This window comes from Rubritepida flocculans DSM 14296 (assembly GCF_000425365.1).
Taxonomy (GTDB): Bacteria; Pseudomonadota; Alphaproteobacteria; order Acetobacterales; family Acetobacteraceae; genus Roseococcus; species Roseococcus flocculans.
In genome coordinates, this window is record NZ_AUDH01000046.1 from 1 (window position 1) to 12,433 (window position 12,433).

Annotated in this window: 10 protein-coding genes; 7 read left to right on the plus strand and 3 right to left on the minus strand. The window is 71.2% G+C overall.

What is annotated here, in order from left to right; translation table 11 throughout:
- Positions 1–1,109: 1,109 nt before the first annotated feature.
- Positions 1,110–1,997: an NUDIX hydrolase gene (locus H596_RS22355; RefSeq protein WP_245584070.1), complete on the minus strand. Its 888-nt coding sequence runs from the start codon at positions 1,995–1,997 to the stop codon at positions 1,110–1,112.
- Positions 1,998–2,059: 62 nt separating this feature from the next.
- Here H596_RS22355 and H596_RS22360 point away from each other — a divergent pair, with 62 nt between their 5' ends.
- From H596_RS22360 to H596_RS0118050, 4 genes are all read left to right on the plus strand, one after another.
- Positions 2,060–3,928: an ABCB family ABC transporter ATP-binding protein/permease gene (locus tag H596_RS22360; protein WP_156910184.1), complete on the plus strand. Its 1,869-nt coding sequence runs from the start codon at positions 2,060–2,062 to the stop codon at positions 3,926–3,928.
- A gap of 82 nt (positions 3,929–4,010) precedes the next feature.
- Positions 4,011–4,247 (plus strand): hypothetical protein, encoded by a 237-nt coding sequence (locus tag H596_RS0118040; protein ID WP_027286059.1) that lies wholly within the window; start codon positions 4,011–4,013, stop codon positions 4,245–4,247.
- 99 nt (positions 4,248–4,346) lie between these two features.
- Positions 4,347–4,640 carry a 50S ribosomal protein L28 gene (gene rpmB / locus H596_RS0118045; RefSeq protein ID WP_027286060.1) on the plus strand — a complete coding sequence of 98 codons (294 nt, stop codon included), beginning with the start codon at positions 4,347–4,349 and terminating at the stop codon, positions 4,638–4,640.
- A gap of 54 nt (positions 4,641–4,694) precedes the next feature.
- Entirely contained in the window at positions 4,695–5,468 is a 774-nt protein-coding gene (locus H596_RS0118050; protein WP_027286061.1) for a sensor histidine kinase, read from the plus strand.
- On the opposite strand, the gene H596_RS0118055 is transcribed toward H596_RS0118050, so the two are convergent.
- Both H596_RS0118055 and H596_RS0118060 read right to left on the minus strand, forming a co-directional pair.
- Entirely contained in the window at positions 5,465–6,538 is a 1,074-nt protein-coding gene (locus H596_RS0118055) for a methylated-DNA--[protein]-cysteine S-methyltransferase (RefSeq protein ID WP_027286062.1), read from the minus strand. The two genes, H596_RS0118050 and H596_RS0118055, sit on opposite strands and share 4 nt — an antisense overlap.
- A 48-nt stretch (positions 6,539–6,586) precedes the next feature.
- Complete coding sequence (locus H596_RS0118060) at positions 6,587–7,744, minus strand: DegT/DnrJ/EryC1/StrS family aminotransferase (protein WP_027286063.1); 1,158 nt, start codon at positions 7,742–7,744, stop codon at positions 6,587–6,589.
- Between the two features lie 257 nt (positions 7,745–8,001).
- Between H596_RS0118060 and cas9 the strand changes: the two genes are divergently transcribed.
- Genes cas9 through cas2 form a run of 3 tightly spaced genes read left to right on the plus strand, consistent with a single transcriptional unit; the run spans position 8,002 to position 12,390 of the window.
- The gene (gene cas9 / locus H596_RS22365; protein WP_051213384.1) at positions 8,002–11,154 is read left to right on the plus strand and encodes a type II CRISPR RNA-guided endonuclease Cas9; all 3,153 of its coding nucleotides are present in this window, start codon (positions 8,002–8,004) and stop codon (positions 11,152–11,154) included.
- Complete coding sequence (gene cas1, locus H596_RS22370) at positions 11,151–12,170, plus strand: type II CRISPR-associated endonuclease Cas1 (RefSeq protein ID WP_245584071.1); 1,020 nt, start codon at positions 11,151–11,153, stop codon at positions 12,168–12,170. Before cas9 ends, cas1 begins: the two co-directional genes overlap by 4 nt.
- A complete protein-coding gene (cas2, locus tag H596_RS0118075) occupies positions 12,115–12,390 on the plus strand; it encodes a CRISPR-associated endonuclease Cas2 (protein ID WP_245584072.1) in 276 nt (91 codons plus the stop codon). Before cas1 ends, cas2 begins: the two co-directional genes overlap by 56 nt.
- The last annotated feature ends 43 nt before the right edge of the window (positions 12,391–12,433 follow it).

Below are 12,433 nucleotides of genomic sequence, written 5' to 3' on the forward strand. Positions count from 1 at the left end.
GCCTTCACACCGAAAGAGTGCGCAAACTACTTCGCCCACTCAGGTTATCCACGGATGATGTGAAAATGGTCTAGAGATCCTCACTCTTCTTTAGCAGAAGAAGTTTCTTTACTTAGAAATTATAGTGACGAATTGAGTAGGATTTGCATTGATCTTGCCGCACGAAGGCAAAATAGTGATCGGTGCTATACAATAAGCAGGATTGTTCATGACGTGCTTTTGAGAAGTAGCAGATTACTTACAATCGTGTCACTATATCGACTTATCGATGAGAGAGATCGACAGTTTCATCATCTTGATCATCGTTTGGGTCATATTCTACAGAATGATGAATACTATATAAGAATGTATATAACTATGCTCCAAGACATGTTGAACAACAGAAGGTCTCTTGGCCACCAATTATCTACTTTATCAGAAAGTTCTTTAGCCTCTTTTCTCAATATTCAACGAGTTATTCCAGTTCTTCTTAGGGGCTAGGCTGGGTGTAAAGTAAATTTTGTGGATTTCTGGAAGTTCTTTGCGCGACGCAGGGGTGGCTCGAAATGCTGCCGAACGGGTCCTCTCCGACATATATTGAATGTGACGTTAGCTTCATCTTTGCGAAATCGACAAGATGGCGGGTGGATCCGGCGCCGCAAGCTGGCCTCTATGAAGGCTCGGCTGGCCTCTATGAAGGCTCGTGAGCGTAAATTGACAGCATAATATTTATACATCCATCACGATGCAAATATCCGCTAGCGTCCGGAGCCAATCTGCATCTCAAGCTTTGTACATCTTTATATTTCTTGTCTTTTTGCTTTTTAGAGGCCAAGAGGCTTACTTTTCTGGCTGTGGATCAACGTCTTATACGATCTATTGTTTCCGCTGGAATTCTCAGCGCAGATACTTCGTTCGTTGTAATCAGAATGTAAATAGAGAGTGCCAGGATTCGATAGAATTTTCAAATAATCTACAGATTTGATATATATTGACGCCATCACTTATTTTCTCGTGCGAGAAACGATTTCAACATAATACAGCTGGCGGTCAGGCCAAGCGCCTCGCGTATGCCGATTGGCGCGCAGCGGCGTCCCCAAAAAACGGAGCGATACCAGCGGTCTCGGGGATCAGAAATAGCGTCCGCCGTCAGGAGGCGCGCCCACCCCCTGATCGAGCCCGGCGCGCAGCGCCCGGCCCTCGGCGCTGTCGGGGGGGATCAGCCCCTCGCGCAGGAACAGGTCGATCAGCACCAGGTTCACGTTGAACTTCACCGCCTCCGTCTCGCGCACGCATTCCAGCAGCCGGCGGGCGGGCCAGAGCTCGAAGCGCTCCACCTCGTCGTCATGCGGGGCGGGGGTGAAATCCTCGGGCAGCTCCAGGTCGAAGAGGTGCAGCACGTCGCGCCGCAGCCCCTCGGGCAGGGTCAGCACATAGGAGACGCGGCCCACCCGCCGCGCCCGGGCGGCCAGCGCGGGGGGGATGCTCGCCTCCTCCTCGGCCTCCTTCAGCAGCGTCGCCTCGGGGGTGAGGCCCGCCGAGACGCCGCCGCCCACCAGGTTGTCGAGCTGCCCCGGCGCCACGGCCTTGCTGCGGGAGCGCACGCCCACCCAGACATGCAGCCCGTCCCGCCGGCGCACCAGGCCGTTGAGGTGAACCCCATGGCCGATGACGCCGAAGGCCGGGATGGCCCCGCGGTCGAGCCGGCCGAGCACCGGGCCCTCGGCGGCGGCGCGGATGTCGAACATCTCGCCGCGGACGCGCAGCCAGCCCTCGGCGGCCAGGGCGCGGCCCGCCTCGGCCAGGGCGGCGCTGCGCGATTCGGGGGAATCGAGGGCCTCGGCCATCTCCAGCCCCTCGCGGCCGAGGCGGAACCCCTCCACCCGGCCGGCCAGCGCCTCGGCCAGCCCGGGCGCGACGCGGCCCGCCTCCGCCCCGCCCAGGCGGAAGGGGAGGAGATGATCGAGCGAGGGCGTGTTGTTGCAGGCCGCGATGTGGCGCAGGAGCGAGAGGGGCATGGCGGCCATGTAAGGGCGCGCGCCCCTTTTCCAAAACGCGGCTTCCGGGCCATGTGGGGGGCATGAGCCAGCCGCCCGCCGCCAGCCACCGCCACGCCCTGCTCTCCATCCTTCCCTATCTCTGGCCGCGCGGCGAGGCGGAGATGCGGCTGCGCGTGGTGCTGGCCGTGGTCTTCCTGGTGCTGGCCAAGGCGGCGAACGTGCTGGTGCCCATCGCCTACGCCCGGGCGGTGGACGCGCTGGCGCCGCGCGAGGGGGTGGGGGCGATGCTCGCCATCCCCGTGGCGCTCGTCATCGGCTACGGGCTGCTGCGGGTGATGAGCTCCGCCTTCGCGGAGCTGCGCAGCGCCGTCTTCGCCAAGGTCCAGGCGCGCGCCTCGCGCCGGGTGGCGCTCAGGGTGTTCGCGCATCTGCACGGGCTGTCCATGCGCTTCCACCTGGACCGCGCCACGGGCGGCCTCTCGCGGGTGATCGAGCGCGGCACGCGCGGCATCGCCATCGCGCTGAACTTCCTGCTGTTCAACATCATCCCCACCATCGTCGAAATCCTGCTGGTGGCGGCGATCCTGTGGTGGATGTTCGCCGCCTCCTTCGCGCTGACGGTGCTGCTCACCATCGCCGCCTATGTCGCCTTCACGCTGCTGTTCACCAACTGGCGGCTGCGCTTCCGCCGCGCGATGAACGCGATGGACGAGGAGGCGAACACCAAGGCGGTGGACAGCCTGCTCAACTACGAGACGGTGAAGTACTTCAACAACGAGCGCCACGAGGCCCGCCGCTACGACGAGAGCCTCGCGCGCTACGAGCGCGCCTACACCAGGAGCGAGACCACGCTGAACATGCTCAACGCCGGCCAGGCGACGATCATGGCGGCGGGGCTGACGGTGGTGATGCTGCTGGCCGGCGGCGGCATCGCGGCCGGGACGATGACGGTGGGCGATTTCGTGATGGTGAACACCTACCTCATCCAGCTCTACCTGCCGCTCAACGTGCTCGGCTTCGCCTACCGCGAAATCCGGCAGGGGCTGACGGACATGGAGCAGATGTTCCGCCTGCTCGACGTGCCGGCCGAGGTGCGCGACGCCCCGGATGCCAAGGAGCTGCCGCCCGGTCCGGGCGAGGTGGCCTTCGAGGAGGTGCGCTTCCACTACCGCCCCGACCGCGAGATCCTCAAAGGGGTGAGCTTCACCGTGCCGCCGGGGCGGATGCTCGCCATCGTCGGGCCCACGGGGGCGGGGAAGTCCACCATCTCGCGCCTGTTGTTCCGCTTCTACGACGCGACGGGCGGCACGGTGCGGGTGGACGGCGAGGACGTGCGCGCCGTGACGCAGGACAGCCTGCGCCGCGCCATCGGCGTGGTGCCGCAGGACACGGTGCTGTTCAACGACACGATCGCCTACAACATCGCCTATGGCCGCCCGGGCGCGACGCAGGAGGAGATCGAGGAGGCCGCGAAGCTCGCGCAGGTGCACGAGTTCGTGATGAAGCTGCCCGAGGGCTATCGCACCCGGGTGGGCGAGCGCGGCCTGAAGCTCTCGGGCGGCGAGAAGCAGCGGGTGGCCATCGCGCGCACCATCCTCAAGAACCCGCGCATCCTCATCCTGGACGAGGCGACCAGCGCGCTCGACACCCGCACCGAGCAGGAGATCCAGGCCGCGCTGCGCGGGGTGGCGCGCGGGCGCACCACGCTCGTCATCGCCCACCGCCTCTCGACCGTGGTGGAGGCGGACGAAATCCTGGTTCTCGACGAGGGGCGGGTGGCCGAGCGCGGCACCCATGCGGAACTGATCGCGCGCGGCGGCCTCTACGCCGAGATGTGGCGCCGCCAGTCCGAGGCGGTGGCGGCGGCCGAGGCGGCGGCCCGCGCCGAGGAGGAGGCCCGCTTCGGCCGTGGCCGGAGCGCACGGGTCGAGGGCGAAATGCGCGCATGACGAAGGGGTAACCTTCACCCCCTTCCCCCGGGCGCGCGGCTGCCCCATCTCGCGCGCAGTCGAGTGCCGGGAAACAGTCGCCATGGATCAGCAGCCGCCCGAGGATCTCAGCCACGCCGGCTCGGTGGTGGACAAGGCCATCGAGTACATGATGGAGCAGGGCATCGCGCCCATCTCCGCGGCCTCGGCGCTGCTGGGCGGGGCGCTGGGGCTGCTCGCGCGCAGCATGGACGACCGCTCCATCGCCGCGGTGCTGCGCCAGGCGCTGAACAGCGTGGAATCGGGCGAGCTGCGCGAACTGCCGACCCTGCCGCGCTGAGCCCGCGCTTGACTCGCGCGGGGCGCTGACGCAAACAGCCGGCCTCGCATGCCTCCGCGCGCGGCCCGCCGCGCGCGCTTTTCGTTCGGGATCACCACCATGTCGCGCCGCTGCACCATCACCGGCAAGGCCGTCCTCACCGGCAACAACGTGAGCCACGCGAACAACAAGACGCGGCGGCGCTTCCTGCCCAACCTGCAGCAGCAGTCCTTCTGGTCCGAGACGCTGGGCACCTCCGTGCAGCTTCGCCTGACGGTGAACGGCATCCGCACCATCGAGCACAATGGCGGGCTGGACGCCTTCCTCCTCGGCACGCCCGACCGGCGCCTGCCGCCCGAGGCCATCGTGCTGAAGCGCCGCATCGCGCGCGCCCAGGCCAAGAAGGCGGCCTGATCCGGCGGGGGGCGCGTTAGCCTCCCGTTCATCACTCCCAGCCATGGTCCGCCCATGGCGCTCGATCTCTCCGACCTGATTCTGGCGCTGTTTGCCTTCGGTCTGGGCGGGGCGGCCATTGCCGCGCGCGCGCGTCTGGCCGGGCGCGCGGCCGAGGCGCACACCGCGCAGCGCCTCGCCGAGGAGCGGGGCCGCGCCCTGGCCCTGCTGGCGCAGGAGGTCCAGTCCGCCTCGCTCTCCCTGCTCGGCCGCGCCCAGGTGCTGGGGGGCGAGCAGGGCCGTGCCTTCGAGGCGGAGGCGCGCCACCTCCTCTCCCTCTCCGACCAGGCGGCCGAGGCCGGCGGCCAGCGCGAGGCCGCACCCAGCCTGAAGGAGGAGCGCTTCCCTCTCGCGCCCCTGCTGCGCGAGGCGGTGGCGCTGACGGCCCAGCGGCTCGGCCCCGGCCAGCGCCTCTGGCGCATCGAGCCGGCGCTGGAGGCCGTGACCCTGCGCGCCGACCGTCGCGCGCTGCGCGCCGCGCTGCTGCAGGTGCTCACGCGCGCCGTGCGCGCCACCGGCGAGGGCGACGCGATCGACCTGAAGCTGGAGCGCGCGCGGGATTCCCTCGCCCTGGTGGTGGAGGATGAGGGGCTTGGCCTCGCCGCGGAGGATCTCTCGCCGGCCGCGCATGACGGGGGGGCGCTGCGCTCGCGCGGGCTCGGCATCGGGCTCGTGCTCGCCCGCGCGCTGCTGCGCGCCCATGGGGGCGAGCTGGTGGTGGAGGCCGCCGAGGGGGTGGGGGCGCGCGCCTTCCTCTCCCTGCCCGCCGAGCGCTGGGTGGGGGCCTAGCCCCCGCCCCCCTCGTCGGGGCCCAGCGTTCCTTCCGCCTCCAGCAGCCGGCGCTTGTTCCCGATCCCCCAGCGATAGCCCCGCAGCGCCCCGTCCTTGCCCAGCGCGCGGTGGCAGGGCAGCAGCGGCGCGAGCGGGTTGCGCGCGCAGGCGCGGGCCACGGCGCGGGTGGCGGCGGGCGCGCCGATCCCGGCGGCCAGGGCGGAATAGGCGCGGGTCTCGCCGGGCGGAATCCGGCGCAGCGCCTCCCACACCCGCCGCTCGAAGGCGGTGCCGCGGATGTCGAGCGGAAGGTCGAGCGCGCCGCGAGGCTCGGCCAGATGCGCGGCCAGCCGCGCCACCGTCCCGGCCAGGGCCGCGTCCTCCTCCAGCGCTGCCTGCGGGAAGCGGGCGCGCAGCGCCGCCTCCAGCGCGGGAAAGGGCGCGCCGAAGCCGATGAAGCAGACCCCCTTCGCGGTGGCCCCGACCAGCAGCGGGCCCAGGGCGCTGTCCCCGCGCGCGAGGCCGATCCTCTCGCCCTTCGCGCCGCGCCGCAGCGCGCCCGGCGTCATGCCCAGCCCGGCGGCATGGGCGCGCGCCTCGCCGCCGAAGCCGGCCTCCAGCGCCGCATCGGCGACCCGCGCGCCGCGGGCCAGCGCCGCCGCCAGACGCCGCGCCCGCAGCGCCTCGGCATAGGCGCGGGGGGTGACGCCCGTCACCTCGCGGAACAGGCGCAGGAAGTGGTGGCGCGCATAGCCGGCGCGCGCGGCGAGGGCGGCGAGGCTCGGGATTCCCTCGCTCGCCTCCATCATGGCCGCGGCGGCCGCCACCGCCTCCCGGTGCAGCGCGGCGCGCGCGCCCGTGGGGTCGCAGCGGAGGCAGGGGCGGAAGCCCGCGGCCTCGGCGGCCGGCGCATCGGCGAAGAAGCGCGTGTTGCGGCGCAAGGGCGGCCGCGCCGGGCAGCCGGGGCGGCAGAACACGCCCTGCGTCGTCACCGCATAGAGGAAGGGCCCGCAGGCGGGGGCGGCGTCGCGCGCCAGCACGGCCTGCCAGCGCTGCGCGTCGAGGGGGAGGGGCGCGTCATCGGGCATGGGGCGAGACTGCCATGCCCGGGGCGGCCGCGCCTTCCGCCCGTTGCGCTACAATGCTCCGATCACCGCGCGGCAGACGCGCTCCACCTCGCCCTCCGTGAGGTAGGGGTGCATGGGCAGCGAGAGGACCTGGTGGCACAGCGCCTCGCTGACCGGCAGCGGCGGGGGCGCATCCGCGTAGCCGGCCGCGTGCGCCGCGGCGTAGGCGGGCTGCTGGTGCAGCGGCTTCGGGTAATAGACGCCGAAGGGGATGCCCTGCGCCTTCAGCCCCTCCTGCACCCGCGCGCGCTCGGCCGCATCGGCGCAGCGGATGGTGTAGAGGCCCCAGGCGGATTCCGCCCCCGCCGGCTGGGCCTGCAGCGCCACCTGGCCCGAGAGGCGCTCGGCATACCAGCCGGCGACGCGGGCGCGTGCGGAGAGCTCCTCCTCGAAGAGCGGCAGCTTGCACAGCAGGATGGCGGCCTGGAGCGTGTCCAGCCTTCCGTTCATGCCGGTGCGCAGCACCTCGTAGCGGCTGCCGCCCTCGCCATGGGTGCGCAGCGAGCGGTAGAGCGCCGCGCGCTCGGCGCTGTTGGTCAGCAGCGCGCCGCCATCGCCGTAGCAGCCGAGCGTCTTGGTGGGATAGAAGCTGAGCGCCGTCGCCTCCGCATGGCCGCCGAGCCGGCTGCCGTGCAGCCGCGCGCCGAAGGCCTGGGCGGCGTCGTCCAGCGCGAACATGCCGTACCGGGCGCAGAGGCCGCGGATGGCGGGCCAGTCGGCCGGCAGGCCGAACAGGTCCACCCCCACCACGGCGCGGGGCTTGAGCCGCCCCTCGGCCGCCACCTGCGCCACGCGCCGGGCGAGGTCGGCGAGGTCCATGTTGAAGGTCTCCGCCTCCACATCCACGAAGATCGGCGTGGCGCCGAGGACGAGCGGCACCTCGGCGGTGGCGGTGTAGGTGAAGGCGGGCAGGAACACCGCATCGCCGGGGCCGATGCCCTCGGCCATCATGGCGATCTGCAGCGCGTCCGTGCCGGAGGAGACGCCCACCGCATGCGCCACGCCGGCGAAGGCGGCGAGCTTCTCCTCGAGCTCCGCCACCTCGGGGCCGTTGATGAAGCGGCCGGAATCGAGCACCGCGGCGATGCGCCGGTCGAGCTCCGCGCGGATGCGGGATTGCTGGGCCTGGATGTCGAAAAGGGCGATGGGCCTGGTCGTGGTCGTCATGGCGGGGGCATCGGCCAGGGGGGCGGCGGGATCAAGCCCCCCGGACGGTCAGCTTTCGTGACGCTGTGTGACGGCGTGGCCGGAAAAGGAACGGCGGGCGAAAAAGAACGGCGGGCCGGAGCCCGCCGCCCATCCGGTGCGCCTTGCGGCGCTTGTTAACGGAAGGCCCCCATTCCCCCATCGGTCAGCATCGGAACGACGGGCTTCCGCAGAAGAGATTGAAACCGCGAGTCGGCACGCGTCAAGCTTTGCGTGCCATGACATACAGACTCGCCCTGGACCTCGGCGCCAACTCGCTCGGCTGGTGCCTTCTCGAACTGGACCCGGCGGGCGCGCCCTGCGGCCTGCGCGACATGGGGGTGCGGATCTTCCCCGACGGAAGAGACCCGAAGACCCTCGCCTCGCTGGCGGCGGCGCGACGCCTGGCGCGCGGCATGCGACGCCGGCGGGACCGATACCTGCAACGCCGCACGGCGCTGCTCAACGCGCTGGTCCGGCGCGGGCTGATGCCCGCGGACGCGACGGCGCGTGCGGCCCTGGCGCGATGCGACCCCTATGCCCTGAGGGCCGCCGCGCTGCACCGCCCCCTCGCCCCGGAGGAACTGGGCCGGGCGATCTTCCACCTCAACCAGCGCCGTGGCTTTCGCAGCAACCGCAGGACCGACCGCGCGAACGACGCGGAACAGGGCAAGATCGCCGCCGGCGCCGAAGCCCTCAAGCGCGAGATGGCGCGCTCGGGCGCGCCCACCCTGGGCGCCTGGCTGGCCGAGCGCCGCGACGCGGGCGAATGGGTCCGCGCGCGACTGACCGGCGTCGGCGCCAAGGCCGAGTATCCCTTCTACCCCACGCGGGATCTGGTCCGCGCCGAGTTCGACGCGATCTGGGCGGCGCAGGCCGGCTGGAATCCCGCGCTGACGCCCGAGGCGCGGGATGAGATCGCCGGGATTCTCTTCCACCAGCGGCCTCTCAAGCCGGTGACGCCGGGCCGCTGCTGGCTCGAACCCGATGAGGAGCGCGCGCCCAAGGCCCTGCCGACGGCTCAGGCCTTCCGCATCCGGCAGGAGCTGGCCAACCTCGCCATCCGCCGCATCGGCGAACCCGATCAGCCCCTCACGCCCGAGCAGCGCGCCCTGCTGGCCGCCGCGCTGGAACGCGGCGAGGATCTCTCCTGGCATCAGATCCGCAAGCGCCTCGGCCTCTCGGGCGGCGAGAGCTTCAATCTGGAATCCCAGGCGCGGGAGAAGCTGAAAGGGGCCGAAACGGCGCAGCGGCTGGTGGGGAAGAAGGGGCCGCTCGCCGCCCTCTGGCCCGGGCTCGACGCGGCCCGGCGCGACGCGCTGGTCCTTGCGCTGCTGCGGGCCGAGACGCCGGAGGCGGCCATCGCCGCGCTGATCGAACTGGGCCTGCCCCGCGCCGCCGCCGAACAGGCCGAGCGCATCGCCCTGCCCGAAGGCCACGCCGCACTCTCGGCCAAGGCCATGCGCGCGATCCTCGCCGCCTGGCAGGAGGGGATGACCTACGACAAGGCGTTGCAGGCGGCGGGCTACGCCCATCACTCCGACGACCGCACGGGCGTGATCCTCGACCGGCTGCCCTATTACGGCGCGGTGCTGCGTGAGCGCCTGGGCACGGGGGACCCGAGCCGGCCGCCCGAGGAAGAGGAGCGGCATTTCGGCCGCGCGCCCAACCCGACGGTGCATGTGGCGCTCAACCAGCTCCGGCACGTCGTCAACGCCATCCTGGACCGCCACGGCCCGCCGCGGGAGATCGTGGTGGAAGTGCTGCGGGAGCTGAACCACTCCGCCTTCCAGCGCCGGCAGATCGAGAAGGAGCAGGCCGAGAACGCGCGCCGCCGCGAAGTGTGGGCGCGGCAGCTCGAACAGCTCGGCCAGCGCGTGAACGGCCGCAACCTCGCCCTGATGCGCCTCTGGCACGAACAGTCGAAGGACGGCGACGCGCGGGAGCGCCTCTGCCCCTACACGGGCGAGCGCATCGGCCTCGCGCGGCTGTTCTCGGGCGAGGTGGAGGAGGACCACATCCTGCCCTTCTCGCTCACGCTGGACGACGGTTTCGCCAACCGCGTGCTGTGCATGAGGGGCGCCAACCGCCGGAAGACCAACCAGACGCCCTTCCAGGCCTTCGGCGGCACGCCCGAATGGCCGGCCATCCTGGAGCGCGCGGCCCTGCTGCCCGCCCGCAAGGCTTGGCGCTTCGCCCCCGACGCGCTGGAGCGCTGGAAGGGCGCGCATGAGGGCTTTCTCGACCGCCACCTGACGGACAGCGCCTATCTCGCGCGGCTCGCCCATCTCTACCTGCGGGCGATCTGCGATCCCAACCGCGTGCGCGTCGTGCCCGGGCGGCTGACGGCGCTGCTGCGCCATGCGCTGGGGCTGAACAGCGCCGCGCTGCTCGGCAAAGGCGGCGCGCGCAAGGAGCGCGACGATCACCGCCACCACGCGATCGACGCGCTGGCGGTCGGGCTGATGGACCGCGCGATGCTGCAGCGGCTGCAGACGGCGGCGGGCCGCGGGGCGGAGCTCGGCCGCCTGCTGGACGATCTGCCCCCGCCCTGGCCCGGCTTCCTGGAGGAGGCGCGAAGCCGCCTCGCGCGCCTCGTCGTCTCCTTCAAGCCGGACACGGCGCCATCCGGGAAGCTGCACAACGAGACGGCCTATGGCGAAATCCCCGGGGCCGGCCCCAGGGAGCCCAATGTGGCGCATCGCGTGCCCATCCAGTCCCTGGCCGGCTGGACGGCGAAGGAGGTGCGGGCCGCGCTGGGCCATCCCGCCCTGGCGGAGCGGGTGGTGCAGGCGCTCGCGGCCGCGGAGGGCAAGCCCGCCCAGGCGGCCGCGCTCGGCGCGCTCGCCCATGACGTGAAGGGCGGGCTGGTGCGCCGCGTGCGGGTGCGCGAAAGGCTCGACAACACGGCGGCCATCGCCGACCGCCGCACCGGGCGCCCCTACAAGCGGGTGAAGCTCGACGCGAACCACCGCGTGGAGTTCTGGCGCCTGCCGCCGCGCGAGAGGGGCGCGCCGGGCAAGGTGGTGACGCTGGTGGTCCCGTTGCTGGAGGCGGCGCGCGACGCCGAGGCGGCGCGGCTGGGCCGCCCCCTGCCGGACCGCCGCCCGCACCCCGCGGCGCGGCTGCTTCTGCGGCTGCACAAGGACGATGTGGTGGCCTTCGGCCTGGGCGAGGCCCGGCGGCTTCTGCGGGTGGTGAAGTTCTCCGGCGGCCAGGTGGTTCTGGCCCCGCTGCATGAGGCGGGGAACCTGAAGGCGCGCGACGCGGACAGGAACGACCCGTTCAAATACGTCAACGCCAGCCGGAGCCGCTTCGCCGAGGAAGGGGCCCGCAAGGTGCACGTGGACCCCGCGGGCCGCGTGCGCGACCCGGGGCCCATCGAGTGGTGAGCCCGCTCGGCCGCGTCTTGGAGATCGCCGAGGAGGGCCGCCGCCTCTCCAAGCGGCGCGGCTTCCTGGTCGTCGGGGCGGGGCGCGAGGAGGCCGGCCGCGTCCCGCTCGACGACCTGACGGCCGTGCTGGTCACCGCGCCGGGAACCGAGGTCTCGGTCGCGCTGCTGGCGGCGCTGGCGGAGCGCGGCGTGCCCTTCCTCGTGCCCGGGGCCAACCACGCCCCGGTGGCGCTTCTCTGGCCGCTGGCGGGGCATCATGCCGCCTCGGCCCGCATGGCGGCCCAGATCGCGCGCACGCGCGGGATGGAGAAGCGGCTGTGGCAGCGGATCGTGGCGCAGAAGATCCGCGCGCAGGGCTGGGCGCTGGCCCGCGCCGGCGCGCCGGCCGGGGCCTTCGCGCGGCTGGCGCGCGAGGTGAAGCCGGGCGATCCCGACAATCTCGAAGCCCAGGCCGCCCGCCGCTACTGGCCCTTGATGATGGGCGAGGGGTTCCGGCGCGATGTCGGCGCGGCGGGCGCGAATGCGCTGCTCAACTACGGCTATGCCGTGCTGCGGGCCGCCGTGGCGCGGGCGATCTGCGCGGCGGGGCTGCACCCCGGCCTGGGGGTGTTCCACCGCAACCCGCAGAACCCGATGCCGCTGGCCGACGATCTGATGGAGCCCTTTCGTCCCTTCGTGGACGAGACGGTGCGCGCCCTGCTGGCCGAGGGCGAGCAGGAGGTGAGCGTGGCCGCGAAGCGGCGCCTGGTGGGCGTGCTGTGGCGCGACACGCCGACGGCTGCGGGCCGCAGCCCGCTGGCCACCGCCATCCTCAGATCGGCGCAGAGCCTGGCGGAGAGCTACCTCTCCGGCGTGCCGGCGCTGGACTTCCCGCTGCTCGAACCAGGGAGCCGCGCCGATGACGACGCTGAGCGGCTATCGCATCATGTGGATGATCGTGATGTTCGACCTGCCGGTGATGACGAAGGCCCAGCGCCGGGCGGCGACGAGGTTCCGCCAATGGCTTCTGGATGAAGGCTGGGAGATGAGCCAGTTCAGCGTCTATCTGCGCTGGGCCGCCGGGAAGGAGCAGGCGGAGGCGCGCATCCGCCGCATCGCGCGCGAAGTGCCGGCCGAGGGCAAGGTGCATGTGCTGATGGTGACGGACAGGCAGTTCGAGACGATGGTGGTGTTCCGCGGCCGGCAACGCGAGCGCGGGCGAAAGGGTGTGCCCGAGCAGTTGGTGCTGTTCTGATGGCGGATCGGATAGCGGCGAAACCCACCGGATTCGTCTGTTG